At 73.9% G+C, this 14,717-nt stretch carries 14 protein-coding genes; 11 read left to right on the forward strand and 3 right to left on the reverse strand.

The window, feature by feature from the left end:
* The first annotated feature begins 401 nt into the window (after positions 1 to 401).
* Positions 402 to 1,142, forward strand: coding sequence for a response regulator (locus BLV01_RS12760; protein ID WP_091799816.1), 741 nt, complete (start codon positions 402 to 404; stop codon positions 1,140 to 1,142).
* Positions 1,139 to 3,139 (forward strand): ATP-binding protein, encoded by a 2,001-nt coding sequence (locus tag BLV01_RS12765; protein WP_091799819.1) that lies wholly within the window; start codon positions 1,139 to 1,141, stop codon positions 3,137 to 3,139. Before BLV01_RS12760 ends, BLV01_RS12765 begins: the two co-directional genes overlap by 4 nt.
* Before the next feature lie 15 nt (positions 3,140 to 3,154).
* Here BLV01_RS12765 and BLV01_RS12770 read toward each other — a convergent pair whose 3' ends face one another.
* Complete coding sequence (locus tag BLV01_RS12770) at positions 3,155 to 3,955, reverse strand: helix-turn-helix domain-containing protein (RefSeq protein WP_091799822.1); 801 nt, start codon at positions 3,953 to 3,955, stop codon at positions 3,155 to 3,157.
* A 203-nt stretch (positions 3,956 to 4,158) separates the two neighbouring features.
* Between BLV01_RS12770 and BLV01_RS12775 the strand changes: the two genes are divergently transcribed.
* Positions 4,159 to 5,001: a hypothetical protein gene (locus tag BLV01_RS12775; RefSeq protein ID WP_091799825.1), complete on the forward strand. Its 843-nt coding sequence runs from the start codon at positions 4,159 to 4,161 to the stop codon at positions 4,999 to 5,001.
* Between the two features lie 294 nt (positions 5,002 to 5,295).
* Here BLV01_RS12775 and BLV01_RS12780 read toward each other — a convergent pair whose 3' ends face one another.
* Complete coding sequence (locus BLV01_RS12780; RefSeq protein ID WP_091799828.1) at positions 5,296 to 6,132, reverse strand: universal stress protein; 837 nt, start codon at positions 6,130 to 6,132, stop codon at positions 5,296 to 5,298.
* Between the two features lie 333 nt (positions 6,133 to 6,465).
* Between BLV01_RS12780 and cydP the strand changes: the two genes are divergently transcribed.
* From cydP to BLV01_RS12805, 5 genes are read left to right on the forward strand one after another with little or no spacing between them, the layout of a single operon-like run.
* Entirely contained in the window at positions 6,466 to 6,672 is a 207-nt protein-coding gene (cydP, locus tag BLV01_RS12785) for a cytochrome oxidase putative small subunit CydP (protein WP_091799831.1), read from the forward strand.
* A 5-nt stretch (positions 6,673 to 6,677) separates the two neighbouring features.
* Entirely contained in the window at positions 6,678 to 8,237 is a 1,560-nt protein-coding gene (locus BLV01_RS12790) for a cytochrome ubiquinol oxidase subunit I (protein WP_091799834.1), read from the forward strand.
* Positions 8,238 to 8,247: 10 nt separating this feature from the next.
* Positions 8,248 to 9,381 carry a cytochrome d ubiquinol oxidase subunit II gene (gene cydB / locus BLV01_RS12795; RefSeq protein WP_091799837.1) on the forward strand — a complete coding sequence of 378 codons (1,134 nt, stop codon included), beginning with the start codon at positions 8,248 to 8,250 and terminating at the stop codon, positions 9,379 to 9,381.
* Positions 9,381 to 9,506: a cytochrome bd-I oxidase subunit CydX gene (cydX, locus tag BLV01_RS12800; RefSeq protein ID WP_078996588.1), complete on the forward strand. Its 126-nt coding sequence runs from the start codon at positions 9,381 to 9,383 to the stop codon at positions 9,504 to 9,506. The genes cydB and cydX overlap by 1 nt, the downstream gene beginning before the upstream one ends.
* On the forward strand, positions 9,506 to 9,808 hold the full coding sequence (locus BLV01_RS12805; RefSeq protein ID WP_091799840.1) for a cyd operon YbgE family protein: 303 nt from the start codon (positions 9,506 to 9,508) through the stop codon (positions 9,806 to 9,808). The genes cydX and BLV01_RS12805 overlap by 1 nt, the downstream gene beginning before the upstream one ends.
* Positions 9,809 to 9,812: 4 nt before the next feature.
* Here BLV01_RS12805 and BLV01_RS12810 read toward each other — a convergent pair whose 3' ends face one another.
* Positions 9,813 to 10,436: a LysE family translocator gene (locus BLV01_RS12810; protein WP_091799843.1), complete on the reverse strand. Its 624-nt coding sequence runs from the start codon at positions 10,434 to 10,436 to the stop codon at positions 9,813 to 9,815.
* A 365-nt stretch (positions 10,437 to 10,801) separates the two neighbouring features.
* Here BLV01_RS12810 and BLV01_RS12815 point away from each other — a divergent pair, with 365 nt between their 5' ends.
* From BLV01_RS12815 to BLV01_RS12825, 3 genes are read left to right on the forward strand one after another with little or no spacing between them, the layout of a single operon-like run.
* Positions 10,802 to 12,538, forward strand: a complete 1,737-nt coding sequence (locus BLV01_RS12815; RefSeq protein ID WP_175485919.1) for a serine hydrolase — start codon at positions 10,802 to 10,804, stop codon at positions 12,536 to 12,538.
* On the forward strand, positions 12,522 to 13,766 hold the full coding sequence (locus BLV01_RS12820; protein WP_091799849.1) for a sensor histidine kinase: 1,245 nt from the start codon (positions 12,522 to 12,524) through the stop codon (positions 13,764 to 13,766). Before BLV01_RS12815 ends, BLV01_RS12820 begins: the two co-directional genes overlap by 17 nt.
* Positions 13,763 to 14,524 carry a LytR/AlgR family response regulator transcription factor gene (locus tag BLV01_RS12825; protein ID WP_091799851.1) on the forward strand — a complete coding sequence of 254 codons (762 nt, stop codon included), beginning with the start codon at positions 13,763 to 13,765 and terminating at the stop codon, positions 14,522 to 14,524. Before BLV01_RS12820 ends, BLV01_RS12825 begins: the two co-directional genes overlap by 4 nt.
* Positions 14,525 to 14,717: the final 193 nt, after the last annotated feature.

A 14,717-nucleotide genomic window follows, 5' to 3' on the forward strand; every position in this document is an offset into this window, starting at 1 on the left:
CGCGCGTGTCGAGCGCCGCGCGCGATCGCAGGGGCGCGGCGGTCGCAGCCGCGCCGGGACGGCGGATCGGATGTTTCGATCCGGGTCGAGCCTTGCGTGCGCAGGACGGCGCCATGGCCGGTGCCGCAGCAGCAGCCGCGGCGCAACCGCGAGCCGTCCGGGATCGCAGCGCGCGCATGCGACGGCGCGCGTACGGCGACGCGATGAGCCGCCGCAGCGGCCATCGCCCTATCACGACTGCGCGCCGCGCAACTTGATCCGGATCAAGCCATGCGCACGCCAAGCCTTGCGCACACGCGACGCGCTGCCGCGCATGCGACCGGCCGCGCTATTGCCGCTGCCTGCGAATCGTTCCATGCTTTCTGCGCCTTTCTTCCACAGCCGCCGTGCGAGTGAGCGCGATGCCTCCCCAATCCAGCGACGCCGCACCGGCCGCCGCGCAGCCGCGGCTGCTGCTGGTCGACGACGACGCCGACATCCTCGCCCTGCTGGCGCGCTACCTCGGCGCCAACGGCTGCAAGACCGCGACCGCGGCCAGCGCGGCGCAGGCGCGCGCGAGCGTGGCCGCGGGCGGCATCGACCTGGTGCTGCTGGACCTGGGCCTGCCGGACGAGGACGGCCTGTCGCTGCTGCGCCACCTGCAGACCCAATGGCGCGGGCCGGTGATCGTGGTCAGCGGGCGCGGCGAGGCGGTCGACCGCGTGGTCGGGTTGGAGCTGGGCGCCGACGACTATGTGGCCAAGCCGTTCGACCTGCGCGAACTGCTGGCGCGGGTGCGCTCGGTGCTGCGCCGCGCCGCCGCGCCGGCGCAAACGCCCGCGGCCGATTGCCTGCGGTTCGAGGGCTTCCGTCTCGATCTGTCGGCGCGCCGGCTCACCGACGCGGCCGGCGCCGAGATCGCGCTGACCACCGGCGAGTTCCAACTGCTGCGCGCGCTGTTGCAGCGGCCGCAGCAGGTGCTCAGCCGCGACGAATTGATGAGCGCGCTGCACGGCCGCGAGGCCGGGCCGTACGACCGCACCATCGACGTCGCCATCGGCCGGCTGCGGCGCAAGATCGAGGCCGACCCGGCCGCGCCGGGCCTGATCAAGGCGGTGCGCGGCGCCGGCTACCTGTTCGCCGCCACGGTCAGCGCGGCATGAGCGCGCGCGCGTCCTTCGCCGATCTGTTCGAAGCGGTGCCCGACGCGCTGCTGCTGGTCGACGGCGACGGCTGCATCGTCCAGGCCAACGCCCAGGCCGAGCGGCTGTTCGGCTACGCGCCCGGCGCGTTGCTGCGGATGCCGGTCGAGGCGCTGATCCCGGCCGCCGCGCGCGAGCGCCATCGCCGCTATCGCGAGCACTACATGGCCAAGCCGCACGTGCGGCCGATGGGCGTGACCGGGCAGAGCCTGATCGGGCTGCGCCCGGACGGCACCCAGTTTCCGGTCGAGATCGCGCTGAGCCCGATGGGCGGCGAGCACGGCCCGCGCTACCTGGCCTCGGTGCGCGACATCTCCGAGACCCAGCGCGCGCGCCAGGCGCTGGTGCGCGCGCGCTACGACGCGCTGGCCGCGCGCATCGGCCAGCTGGCGCTGGAAGCGCAGGACGAATCGGGCGTGGTCGACGCGCTGCCGCAATTGCTCGCCGCCGCGCTGGACATCGCGACGGTGGCGGTGCTGTTCGTGTCCGGCGACCGCCAGAGCGTGGAAGTGCGCGCCAGCGTCGGCCTGGACGAAGGCGACGCCGCCGCGCCAGGGCTGGACGAGGCGCTGTTGCTGGCCCAGCTCGGCGCCGGCGACAGCGTGCTGGCGGAGGATTTCGCCAGCGCCGCGGCGCCGCGCTTCGCCTTGCCCGCGGCCGCCGGCAGCGGCGTGCTGGTGCCGTTGCTCGACCGCGGCCGGCCGATGGGCGCGCTGCTGGCGCTGGCGCCGCAGCCGCGCCACTTCGACCACGATGCGCTGCATCTGCTGCGTTCGGTCGCCAACCTCGCCGCCGCGTTCGTGCAGCGCCGCCGCACCGAGGAACAGCTGGCGCATTCGCAGCGGCTGGACGCGATCGGCCAGCTCACCGGCGGCATCGCCCACGATTTCAACAACCTGCTCACGGTGATGTCCGGCAGCCTGCAACTGCTGGAAATGGAATGCGCGGACAAGCCCGAGGCCGGCGAACTGATCGCCAGCGCGCTGCGCTCGGTCGGGCGCGGCGCGGAACTGACCGGCAAGCTGCTGGCGTTCGCCCGGCGCCAACGCCTGAGCCCGCGCGCGGTCGACGTGCCGGCGCTGCTGGGCGATGTCGAGAGCATGCTCAAGCGCACGCTCGGCGACAGCGTGCACCTGCACGTGCAATGCGCCGATGCGCTGGCGCCGGCGTACGCCGATCCGGGACAGCTGGAAGCGGCGTTGCTCAACCTGGCCTTGAACGCGCGCGATGCGATGCCGCGCGGCGGCGAGATCGCGATCGAGGCCGGCGCCCACCGCGTCGCCGCCGCGCACCGCGGCGGCGACGGCGAGGCGGAATTGATCGCGGGCGACTACCTGCGGCTGACCGTAGCCGACACCGGCCGCGGCATGGCCCCGGAAACCCTGGCGCGGGCGATGGAGCCGTTCTTCACCACCAAGGAAGCCGGGCGCGGCAGCGGCCTGGGCCTGAGCATGGTCTACGGCTTCGCCAAGCAGAGCGGCGGGCACCTGCGCATCGACAGCGCGCTGGGCTACGGCACCCGGGTGGAGTTGTTCCTGCCCGCGGCGCGCGCGCCTGCGGCGGCGCCGGCGCCGGCCGCCGCCGCGCACGCCACCGGCCGCGGCGAGACCGTGCTGGTGGTCGAGGACGATGCGGCGGTGCGCGCGATCGCGGTGGCGTTCCTGCGTTCGTCCGGCTATGGCGTGGTCGCGGTCGGCAGTGCGGCGGAGGCCTTGCGCTACCTCGCCGGCGACGGCGAGGCGGCGGCGATGTTCAGCGACGTCATGCTCGGCGAAGGCATGAACGGCAAGGAGCTGGCGGCGGCGGCGCGGCGGTTGCGCGCGGCGCTGCCGGTGGTGCTGACCTCCGGCTACGAAACCCCGGCCGTCGCCGCGGGCGAAGCCTTCGACCTGCTGCGCAAGCCGTACCGGCGCGAGCAGCTGGCCGCGGCGATCGCGCGCGCGGTCGGCGCCGGCTGAGCCTGCGCCGCCGGTTCAGTGCACGCGCGCGCCGGCGCTCAACACCTCGCCCAGGCCGGCGCGGTCGCGCAGGCGGATCTCGCGGCCGGCCACCTCGATCAAGCCGCGCGCCTGCAGCCGCGACAGCGAGCGGGCCACCGTTTCCAGGGTCAACGCGAGGAAATTGCCGAGTTCGGCGCGGGTCATGCGCAGCTGCAGGCATTCGCCGCTGAAGCCCAGCGCGTGCAGGCGCGCGGCCAGGTCGAACAGGAAGGTCACCACGCGCTGGTCGGCGCCGAGCGTGCCCAGCGCCAGCATCCAGTTCCAGTCGCGGCGGATCTCCTGCGCCAGCAGCGCGGTGATGCGCTCCTGGAACTGCGGGTGTTGGTTGCGCAGTCGCGCGAACGGGACTTCCCACAGCTCGCCGGTGTCCAGCGCGACCGCGTCGCAGGCGTAGGCGTTCATGTCCAGCGCGTCCAGGCCGAGCAGGTCGCCGCGCATGCGGAAGCCGGTGATCTTCTCGCGTCCGTCTTCGCTGACCAGCGCGGTCTTGAAGAAGCCGGCGTGGACCAAGTACAGCGCGGTGCGCGGCTGGCCGGCGCGGAACACGTGTTGCTTGGCGCGCACCCGGCGGCGCTGCAGCGGCAGGCCCAGGCGCGGCAGTTCGCGCTGCAGCCACAGTTCCAGCCCGGCGTCGCTGGCCGGCGCGCCGGCGGCGAATGCGGCTGCGTCGGCATGGGTAGAGCGGGCTTCGACAGCGTGCGCTTCGAGGACGCCCGCTTCGAGGACGTCGCCAGCGAGATAGGCATCGGCGAGAACGTTGCGATCGAGCAGCATGGCGGCGGTTCCGGTTCGGCGTGTGGGCTGCGCACAGGCTAGGCGCGCGGGCCCGCGCGGCGATGGGGAGGCGGTAACCGGCGGTAACGGTTTGTAACGCCCGCGGCGGCGCGCGAAGTTGATCCCGATCAAGCATCCGCCGCGCACGGCGGGCACAGTGACGGCGAGCGGGCGCGTCCCGCGCTCGCCGGACCCGCCTTGCCGTGACCCGTCTGACCCGATTCACCGATCCGCACGCCGTCGACCTGTGGGACACCCGGTTCCGCTGGCGCAGCGGCGAGCGCCTGCGCGACCGCACCGTCGACGCCACCTGGCAGCGGGTGGCGGCGGCGCTGGTCGCGGTCGGCGGCGACAGCGGTTACTGGTGCAGCCGCTACGTCGCCGCGTTCGGCGCTTGGCAGGTGCTGCCCGATCCGCGCCTGCTGCGCCGCGCCGGCACCGAGCGCGCGGTGCCGGCGCTGCGCACGCCGCGCGCCGCGCTCAACGCCGGCGCGTTCGTGCTCGACGCCGGCGGCGAGCGCGCGCGTTTCGACCACGACCGCTTCGCCATCGCCGCGGCGTTGGCGGTGCGCATGCTCGACGATGCGGCGGTGGCGTTCGGCGCCGAGCGCGGGCGCCTGCGCCTGGAAGTGGGGGTGATCGGGCTGGCCGATGCGCTGGCGCGGATGGGCGTGGATTACCTGGACGCGGCCGCGCCGGCGCAGGCGCAGGCGATCGCCCGTTCGTTGGCGCTGGGCTGCCTGCAGGGCGCGGGACGGCTGTCGCGCGAGCGCGGCGCGCGCGCGGGCGGCCCGGACCTGGCCGCGGCGTGGTCCGCACGCGAGACCCCTGCGGCGCTGGCCGAAGCGCTGTCGGCCAATCGCCGCCACGCCCGCCTGACCCGGGTGCGCCCGCAACCAGCGTTGGCGCGGCTGGCCAACGGCGCCAGCGACGGGATCGAGCCGGCGCGCCACGCGAGCCCGTCCGGCCCGCTGCGCGCGGCGCGGGCGCGGATCGCCGCGGCGATGCAGGGGTGGATCGATGCGCCGGTGCGGACCCGGTCGTAAGCGATGGCGTCGTGCGCTGTGCAGGGGCGGGGCGGGCTGCGGTTGTGGCGGGGCGCGCGCGGCGAAGCCGTTGGAGCGTCGTGGGGTTGCGCTTGGGCTGGCGGCGGTTGCGTCGTGGTTGCGGTGGCGCGGTCGCGGCTTGCGCCGCTCCTACAAGGGCCAGCGACGGGTTCGTGAGCGCCCTGTAGGAGCGGCGCAAGCCGCGACCGCGCCACGACGCTTACGACGAAACCCTCGCTGCGTCGTTGAAGCCAAACCTGGGCCGCCGCAGGCGGGCCAGCCACCGAACCCGCATCAGTGGCCGAAGAACACCGGCAGCCGCGCCGACAGCAGCAGCTCGCGGGTCACGCCGCCCAGCACCCATTCGCGCAGGCGCGAGTGGCCGTAGCCGCCGGCCACCAGCAGTTGCACGCCGCTGCGTTCGGCGTAGTCGAGCAGCACTTCGGCGACGCTGTGCTCGCCCGCGCGCAGGTTGACCAGGTCGGTGGGGATGCTGTGGCGGACCAGGTGGGCGACCATGCGCCGGGCCGAGTCCAGCGCCGGGTCGTCGTCGCCGCGGCCGATCACCACCAGTTCCACCAGGCCGGCGTCGGCCAGCAGCGGCAGTGCGTCGTGCACGGCGCGCGCGGTCGGCCGCGTGGGTTGCCAGGCCACCATCGCCCGCCGCAGCGGCAGGGTCGGGCCGCTGGCGGGCGGCACCACCAGCACCGGGCGGCCGGACTCGAGCAGCAGGGCGGTGAACCACGCGTGCAACGCAGCCGCGCCGTCGGCGCGGCCGCCGCTGCCGGCGAGCAGGCACAGGTCGGCGTCGAAGGCTTCGCGCGCCACCGTGTGCGGCGCGTCGGCGTACATCGCCTCGACCGCGCGCGCGTCCCAGCACACGGTTTCGTCGTCCAGGCGCGCCTTGAGGTCGGCCAGGCGCTGCTGGCCGCGCTCGCGCAGCGCTTCGTACACGCCGCCGCCGGTCGGGTCCGGGACCATGTCCCAGGCATGGCTGATCGGCACCGGCAGGTCGACGCTCTCCAGCACCGACAGGCGCGCGCTGTGGCGCGCGGCGAGTTTCACCGCCAGCCGCAGCGCGTCGGCGTCGCCGGCGTCGCCGGTCATCGGGATCATCAGGTCCTTGTACATGTGCGTTCTCCGCGGCCGGATCGGCTCCGGCCCGTATGCCGCCTGTCCGCCGCGCGCCGGCCCGCGTCGCGCGGGTTCGGGTCGTGCCGGTCCCGGCGCGTGACCGCCGCCGCCCGCCCATTAGCGCCGGCCGGGCGCGCGCGGCGTTGATCCGGATCAAGCCGCGGCGGTGACCGGCGGCGGCGTTCGCCGCGCGCGGGCGCGAACGCGGTCGCAAACGCGACGGGCGCGGCGGTCGGGCCGCGGCGACCGATCGGCTGGCGGCTTGACCTGGATCAACACGCCACCGGCTGCGTTCGCGTCGAATGCTCGCAGATTCCCCGGGAGCCGGCCGTGAAAAATCCGCAAGCGCAGGACGATGAACGCGGCGCCGCCGCGTCGCCGCCGCGCTGGCGCGCGGCGTTGCTGCGCCGCATCGCGCTGACCATCGCCGCCAAGCTGGCGTTGCTGACCGCGCTGTACCTGCTGTTCTTCTCGCCCTCGCACCGCCCGCCCATCGATGCCGGCGCGATCGACCGGCTCCTCCTGCAAGCAAGGTGAACCCCATGCCGGACCTGTACGTCGTCGATCTGTCGCGCCTGCAATTCGCGCTGACAGCCCTCTACCACTTCCTGTTCGTGCCGCTGACCATCGGCCTGGCGCTGATCATGGCGATCATGGAAAGCGTCTACGTGATGAGCGGGCGCGCGATCTGGAAGCAGATGACCCGGTTCTGGGGCGTGCTGTTCGGAATCAACTTCGCCATGGGCGTGGCCACCGGCATCACCATGGAATTCCAGTTCGGCACCAACTGGGCCTACTACTCGCACTACGTCGGCGACATCTTCGGCGCGCCGCTGGCGATCGAGGGGCTGATGGCGTTCTTCCTGGAGAGCACCTTCGTCGGCCTGTTCTTCTTCGGCTGGGAACGGCTGAGCAAGCTGCAGCACCTCACCGTGACCTGGCTGACCGCGCTGGGCGCGAACCTGTCGGCGCTGTGGATCCTGATCGCCAACGGCTGGATGCAGAACCCGGTCGGCGCGCAATTCAACTTCCACACCATGCGCATGGAGATCACCGACTTCGCCGCGGTGGTGTTCAACCCGGTCGCGCAGGCCAAGTTCGTCCACACCGTCAGCGCCGGCTACGTCACCGGCGCGATGTTCGTGCTGTCGATCAGCGCCTGGTACCTGCTGCGCGGGCGCAACGTCGAGATCGCCAAGCGCTCGATGGTGGTGGCGGCCAGCTTCGGCCTGGCCTCGGCGCTGTCGGTGGCGGTGCTCGGCGACGAGAGCGGCTACACCGCTTCGGAAAACCAGAAGATGAAGGTCGCCGCGATCGAGGCCGAATGGCGCACCCATCCGGCGCCGGCCGCGTTCACCGCGTTCGGCATCCCCGACATGGAAAAGCGCGAGACCGCGCACGCCGTCCGCATTCCCTGGGCGCTGGGCCTGATCGCCACGCGTTCGCTCGACGGCGAAGTCGCCGGCATCCACGACCTGGTCGCGGAGAACCGCGAGCGCATCCGCCGCGGCATCGGCGCCTACCAGGCGCTGCGCGAACTGCGCGCCGACCGCGACGACGCCGACAAGCAGGCCGCGTTCATGGCCCTGCGCGAGGACCTCGGTTTCGGCCTGCTGACCCTGCGCTACACCGCCGACCCGGCCAGCGCCGACGAGGCGATCATCGAGCGCGCCGCGTGGAGCACGGTGCCGAACGTGCCGGTGCTGTTCTGGTCGTTCCGGATCATGGTCGCGCTGGGCTTCTACTTCATCTTCCTGTTCGCCGCCGCGTTCTGGCTGGCTACGCGCAACCGCCTGGAAACGCGCTGGTTCCTGCGGATCGCGCTGTACAGCCTGCCGCTGCCGTGGGTCGCGGCGGAACTGGGCTGGATCGTGGCCGAGGTTGGCCGCCAGCCCTGGGCCATCGACGGCGTGCTGCCGACCTTCCTCGGCGTGTCGGCGACCAACTCCACCCAGGTGATCGCCAGCCTGGTCGGCTTCGTCGTGCTCTACACCGGATTGGCGGTGGTCGATGCGGTGCTGATGCTGCGCGCGATCCGCTCCGGACCCGATCGGCTGAAATTCTGGCCGGCTACCCGCACCGCCGCTGCGCACACCGCCTGAGGACCCGGCCATGATCGATTACGCACTGTTGCGCGAACTGTGGTGGCTGCTGCTCGGCGTGCTGCTGATCGGCTTCGCCGTCACCGACGGCTACGACCTGGGGCTGGGCGCGATCTTGCGCCTGATCGGCCGCGACGACGTCGAGCGGCGCATGGCGCTGGAGGCGATCGAGCCGAACTGGGAAGGCAACCAGGTCTGGTTCGTCCTCGGCGGCGGCGCGGTGTTCGCGGCCTGGCCGCTGCTGTATGCGGCCTCGTTCTCGGCGTTCTACTTCGCCATGTTCCTGCTGCTGGTGGCGCTGATCCTGCGCCCGGTCGGCTTCGCCTTCCGCAACCGCCTGCCGCACCCGCGCTGGCGCGGGGCGTGGGACTGGGCGCTGACCATCGCCGGCGCGGTGCCTTCGCTGGTGTTCGGCGTCGCCTTCGGCAATCTGTTCCTGGGCGTGCCGTTCCACTTCACCGAAGACCTGCTGCCGGTGTTCGACGGCGGCTTCCTCGGCCTGTTCCATCCGTTCGCGCTGCTGGCCGGCGTGGTGAGCCTGGCGATGCTGGTGATGCACGGCGCCAGCTACGCGGCGATGCGGGTGGAAGACCCGGTCGGCGCGCGCGCGCGCCGCATCGCCCGGATCGCCGCGGCGGCGACGATCGCCGCGTTCGCCGCGGCCGGGGTATGGCTGCGCTCGCTGCCGGGCACGGCCATCGTCGGCGCCTGGAGCACCGCCGCGCCGTCGGACCCGCTGGCCAAGCAGGCCATCGCCGTCGACGGCGGCTGGCTGGCGAACTACGCGCTGCAGCCGTGGCTGATCGCGCTGCCGGCGCTGGCGTTCGCGGCCTTGCTGGCGGTGGCGCTGCTGCGCTCGCGCACGGCGAGCTTCATCGCCAGCGGCCTCGCGGTGGCCTGCATCATCCTGACCGCCGGTGCGTCGCTGTTCCCGTTCCTGCTGCCCTCGGCCACCGATCCCGCCCACGGCCTGACCGTGTGGGACGCGTCCTCCAGCCAGCGCACGCTGGGGATCATGCTGGTGGCCGCGGCGATTTTCCTGCCGCTGATCCTGGCCTACAGCGCGTGGGCGTTCCGGGTCATGCGCGGCACCATCACCCGCGCCCATGTGCAGGCGCAGGGCGAACACGAAGGAGGTTACTGATGTGGTACTTCGCCTGGATCCTGGGCCTGGCCCTGGCGTGCAGCTTCGGCGTGCTCAACGCGATGTGGTTCGAGATGCGCGAGGACGACGAGCAGTCGCGCGCGCAGGCGCGGCGCGGCCGCTGATGGACGCCGCGCACGAAGCGGCGCACGCGGCCGCGGGCGGCGGCTGGGTGCGCGCGCTGTCGCTGCTGCTGGCAGCGTCGCTGTCGCTGGCGCTGCTGTTCCTGCCGGCGATGCGCGGCGCCGAACTCGGGCCCGGCGCGCACGGCCTGCTGACGCCGCTGGTGATGGCGATCTGCGCCGGCTTCGTCCACGGCGTGGGCCTGCGCCCGCGGCGCGCCTGGGCGCGTGCGCTGCTGCATCCGGCGCTGCTGTGGCCGCTGATGCTGGGCCTGGCCGCGCTGTGGGCGCGCAGCCTGCAGTAAGGCCTCAGCGCTGCGCGGTGGCGAGCTTGGCGGCGAGCCCGACGAACACCGCCGCGGCGGCGCGGTTCATCCAGCGCTGGGCGCGCCGGGAACGGGCGAAGCGCTGGCCGAGCGCGCCCGCGCTCAACGCCAGCGCGCCGAACACCAGCGTGGTGGCGACGATGAAGGTCGCGCCCAGCCCCAGCATCTGCGCGGTCACCGAACCGGCCTGCTGGTCGACGAACTGCGGCAGGAAGGCGAGGAAGAAGATCGACACTTTGGGGTTGGTGAGGTTCATGACGATCCCGCGCAGGTACAGCCGGCCGGCGCCGCCGCGCGCGCCTTCGCCGTCCGCGGCCGTCATCGCCGGCGCGCGCAGCGACTGCCAGGCCAGGTACAGCAGGTAGGCCGCGCCGGCGTACTTGAGCAGGTCGAAGGCCAGCCGCGAGCGCTCGAACAGCGCCGCCACGCCCAGCGCCACCGCGCCGGTGTGGACCAGCAGCCCGCTGCACAGCCCCAGCACCACCCACAGCCCGGCGCGCTTGCCGCGCAGCGCGGACTGGGTCAGCACGAACACATTGTCCGGGCCCGGCACGACGGCCAGCAACAGCGCGGTGGCGAAGAACGCGGCGAGGGTTTGCGGGTCCATGGGACGGCTGCGAGGCGGGGCGTTCCATTGGAGGCGAGCGGGCGGCGGCGCGCAAGCGCGGGCTGCGTCCGGCCTGCGCGTTGCATGGATTCGCTTGCTGTAGGAGCGGCGCCAGCCGCGGCCGCGACAGCGCGCGCGCCGGCGCGAGCGTCTGTCGCGCGGACGGGGCCGCAGCCGGGGCGGGTTGCGCCGGCGGTCGCGGGCCGCGGCCGTGGCTGGCGCCGCTGCTACACGGGCCGGGGCGGCAAAGGCTCCGTCGCGCCCGCGCCGGGGTTCGTCGCCGCCGGTCGTGCGCCGGTCGCATGGCTAAGCGCAGCGGGGCCGTGCGGGCGAGGCTGGCGCTTTCCCGCGAAAGGAGTCCGCCGATGAATCCGTCCCGTCCCTTCCGTCCGGTCGCGGCCTGCGCCGCGCTGGCTGCGGCCTTGGTCGCCACCGCATGTGCCGCGTCCGTGCCGGCCGCCGCCACCGCCACCGCCACCGCCGCCGACGAGGCGCCGCCGACCGCGCTGGCCGCCGCGCTGCGCGCCCGCCTCGACGGCGACCGCAGCGGCGCGTGCTGGGCCGCCGCGCTGATCGACGGCGAGCGCGTGCAGCGCGCGTATGCGTGCGTGGATCCGCGCCAGGTCTCGCGCATCGGCCCCGACGCCGCGTTCGAGATCGGCTCGATCAGCAAGACCATGACCGCCGCGCTGCTGGCCGAACTGATCCGCACCGGCCGCGCCTCGCTCGACGATCCGCTGGCCGACTACCTGCCGGCCGGCGCCCGGGTGCCGGCGTTCGAAGGCCGCCCGATCCGCCTGCGCGACGTGGTGACCCACCGCTCCGGCCTGCCGGCGCTGCCGCCGGGGGTGGCGCTGGACCCGGCCGATCCCTACGCCCGGCTCGACATCGCCGCGCTGGTCGGCGCGCTCGCCCGGGTCGAGCTCAGCGCGCCGCCGGGCCGCGACTTCGCCTATTCCAACTACGCGATGATGCTGCTGTCCTACGCGGTCGCGCACCGCGCCGGAAGCGACTACGAAACCCTGTTGCGGCAAGGCCTGCTGCAGCCGCTGGGCATGCGCGGCGCCTACGTCGACCGCCGGCCCGAGGGCGTGCGCGAGGTCGCCGGCCGCCTGCCCAACGGCCAGGCCACGCCGGCGTGGCGCTTCGGCGCCGACCTCGCCGGCGTCGGTGGGGTGCGCGCGACCCTCGACGACATGGTCCGCTACGCCCAGGCCGGACTGGCGCTTGCGCCGGCGACGGGCGAGGGCGCGCCGGCCGTCGCCGCCGTGCAGCAGACCCTGCAAGCGCTGCCGGGCGAGCCGCCGATGGGGATGAACTGGATGCTGCTGGAACACGATGGCCGCACCCTGGCCGAGCACGCCGGCGGCACCGGCGGTTTCTCGTCCTACCTCGCCCTGGACCGCAGCCGCGGCCGCGCGGTGGTGGTGCTGTCGGACACGTCGCTGACCGCGACCGGCGGCCTGGCCGGGTTCGGCCGCCACCTGCTCGACCCGGGCTTCCCCGCCGAGCGCGCGCGCAAGCCGGCCAAGCCGGATGCGGCCTTGCTCGACCGCCTGGCCGGCGACTACTCCCTGGCCGGCCTGGCGACCACGCTGCGCCGGCGCGGCGACGCGCTGACCGTGCAGGCGCAGGGGCAGCCCGAGTTCGAGCTGGGCTACGACGACCACGGCGATTTCTACCCGCTGCAGTTCGATGCGCTGTTGCGCCCGGTGCGCGGCGGCGACGGCCGCGACGCCTTCGTGTGGAACCAGGGCGGCGGCAGCATGGCGGCGCAGCGCAGCGCGCCGGCGGCCGCGCCGCCCGCCAACGCCGCGGCCAACGCCGCGCCAGCGCCGGCGCCGGCCGCGCAACGCCTGGGCGATTTCGTCGGCGACTATCCGCTGGCGCCCGGCTTCGTGCTCGCCATCCGCGAGCGCGACGGCGCGCTGTACGCGCAGGCCACCGGCCAGGGCGCGCTGCGCCTGCTCGCCGAGGGCGCCGAGCGCTTCCGCACCGAAGGGGTCGATGCGCGGATCGAGTTCCAACGCGGCGGCGATGGCAAGATCGTCGCACTGACCCTGCACCAGAACGGACAAGCGCTCCATGCCCCGCGCCGCTGACGCCGCCCCGCCAGGCCCTGCCGAACCCGCGCTCGACCGCGCGCTGCCCGCCGACGTGCAGATCGGCGGGCACCAGGTGTGGGACCGCTACAAGCGCTATCCGGTGTTCAGCCGGCCGTGGCTGCGCGGGCGCAGCGCGATGTTCGCGCTGGTGGCGACGCTGTTCGCCGCCGCCACCGCGGTCGGCGTGTACGTGATGAGCCATTCCTGGCTATCGACCCTGATCAGCGCGCCGCTGCAATTCGCGTTCTGGATGGTGGTCACCTCGGCCGGGCCGGCCCTGGCGGTCGCGGTGCGCCATCGCGGCTGGCCGCCGCGGCGCGAGCGCGCGGCGATCTTCGCGGCGATCGCGCTGGGCGTGGTGCTGGCGTTCCTGGTCGATGCGGTGGCCTCGCAGTGGATGGTCGAGCTGATGGGCGAGCAGGCGGGCCAGACCGCCGCCCACGCCGCGGCCCCGCCGCCGCCGCCCTGGCGCTGGTTGCTGACCGCGCTGGCGCTGTCGCTGGAAGGCCTGCTGTACGCGCTGCTCGGCGGCGCGCTGGCGGTGTACGCCTACCTGGGCGAGGCCTCGCGCTGGCAGGCCAGCCTGGAGCGCCGCCGCTACCTCGCGCTCGACGAGAGCAACCGCCGCACCGAACTGCAGCTGGGCGTGCTGCAGGCCCAGATCGAGCCGCATTTCCTGTTCAACACCCTGGCCTCGGTGCGCGCGCTGGTGCGGCCCGATCCCGCCCGCGCGGAAGCGACGCTGGACGCCCTGGTCGGCTATCTGCGCGCCACCATCCCCAAGCTGCGCGAAGCCGAGGCGCGGCTGGACGCGGAGCTGGGCCAGCAGCTCGACATCTGCGCCAGCTACCTGGAAGTGATGCGGCTGCGCACCGACGGCCGGCTCAGCCACGCCGTGCAGGCGCCGCCGGCGGTGCGGCTGCTGCCGTGCCCGCCGCTGCTGCTGATCCCGCTGGTGGAGAACGCGGTCAAGCACGGCATCGAGCCGCGCAGCGGTCCGGGCCGGATCGACCTGCGCGCGCGCCGCGACGGCGACTGGCTGGAACTGGAAGTCGCCGACGACGGCGTCGGCCTGCGCACCGGCGTCGGCGGCGGCGTCGGCCTGGCCAACGTGCGCGCGCAGCTGGCCGCGCGCTTCGGCGAGCGCGCCACGCTGCAACTGTGCTCGCGCCGCGAGGGCGGCACCCTGGCGCGGGTGCGCCTGCCGCTGGAGCCGTCGGCATGAGCGAACGCATCCGCGCCGTGCTCGCCGAAGACGAGGCGCCGCAGCGCCAGGCGTTGCGGGAGGCGCTGGCGCAGGCGTGGCCCGAGCTCGATCTCGCCGCCTGCGAGGACGGCGCCGAGGCGTTGCAGGCGGTGCGCGCGCTGCGCCCGCAGGTCGCGTTCCTCGACATCCGCATGCCCGCGGTCGGCGGCCTGGACGTGGCGCGCGAAGCCATCGCCGGCGGCGCGCTGGTGGTGTTCACCACCGCCTACGACGAATACGCGGTGCGCGCGTTCGAAGCCGGCGCCGCCGACTACCTGCTCAAGCCGGTGAGCCGGGAGCGTCTGGACCAGGCGTTGGCGCGCGTGCGCGAGCGCCTGCGCCAGGCCCGCCCCGACGACTGGCGCGCGCGCCTGGACGCGCTGGAAGCGCAACTGCGGCCGCAGGGCGAGCGCCTGATCCGCTGGATCGGCGCCAGCGTCGGCGACAGCGTGCGCATGATCGGCATCGACGAAGTCGTGTATTTCCAGGCGCAGGAGAAATACGTGCGGGTGGTGACCGGCGACGGCGAAGCGCTGGTGCGCACGCCGGTCAAGGAACTGCTGGCCGGGCTCGACCCGGCCTTGTTCTGGCAGGTGCACCGCGGCCTGGTGGTGCGGGTGGCGGCGATCGACCGCGTGCGCCGCAACGAACTGGGCCGGCACGAGCTGACCTTGAAAGCGCGCGCGGAAATCCTGCCGGTCAGCACGGCGTTCGCGAGCCGCTTCCGCGGAATGTAGCGGAAGCAGCGCGACCCAGCGCACGCCTGCAGGCTGAATCGTACAGCGGCGTGAAGCCGCGGCGACGCGACGTTAACGAAACGATGAGGGCGCTGAAGCTGCGCTGCACGGGGATGCGCGCCATCACCGCGCGCGAACCTGCGCTGGGGGAGGATCGATCCACCAGCTTCGGGCCGCGCCCGCAGCGCAAACC

The organism is Lysobacter sp. yr284, from assembly GCF_900107375.1.
Classification (GTDB): domain Bacteria; phylum Pseudomonadota; class Gammaproteobacteria; order Xanthomonadales; family Xanthomonadaceae; genus Lysobacter.

Coding starts and splice junctions, on each gene's coding strand:
- BLV01_RS12760 (WP_091799816.1), top strand. CDS start 402: ATGCCTCCCCAATCCAGCGACGCCGCACCGGCCGCCGCGCAGCCGCGG.
- BLV01_RS12810 (WP_091799843.1), bottom strand. CDS start 10,436: ATGGACCCGCAAACCCTCGCCGCGTTCTTCGCCACCGCGCTGTTGCTG.
- BLV01_RS12820 (WP_091799849.1), top strand. CDS start 12,522: ATGCCCCGCGCCGCTGACGCCGCCCCGCCAGGCCCTGCCGAACCCGCG.
- BLV01_RS12790 (WP_091799834.1), top strand. CDS start 6,678: ATGCCGGACCTGTACGTCGTCGATCTGTCGCGCCTGCAATTCGCGCTG.
- BLV01_RS12770 (WP_091799822.1), bottom strand. CDS start 3,955: ATGCTGCTCGATCGCAACGTTCTCGCCGATGCCTATCTCGCTGGCGAC.
- cydX (WP_078996588.1), top strand. CDS start 9,381: ATGTGGTACTTCGCCTGGATCCTGGGCCTGGCCCTGGCGTGCAGCTTC.
- BLV01_RS12765 (WP_091799819.1), top strand. CDS start 1,139: ATGAGCGCGCGCGCGTCCTTCGCCGATCTGTTCGAAGCGGTGCCCGAC.
- BLV01_RS12815 (WP_175485919.1), top strand. CDS start 10,802: ATGAATCCGTCCCGTCCCTTCCGTCCGGTCGCGGCCTGCGCCGCGCTG.
- cydB (WP_091799837.1), top strand. CDS start 8,248: ATGATCGATTACGCACTGTTGCGCGAACTGTGGTGGCTGCTGCTCGGC.
- BLV01_RS12825 (WP_091799851.1), top strand. CDS start 13,763: ATGAGCGAACGCATCCGCGCCGTGCTCGCCGAAGACGAGGCGCCGCAG.
- BLV01_RS12780 (WP_091799828.1), bottom strand. CDS start 6,132: ATGTACAAGGACCTGATGATCCCGATGACCGGCGACGCCGGCGACGCC.
- BLV01_RS12805 (WP_091799840.1), top strand. CDS start 9,506: ATGGACGCCGCGCACGAAGCGGCGCACGCGGCCGCGGGCGGCGGCTGG.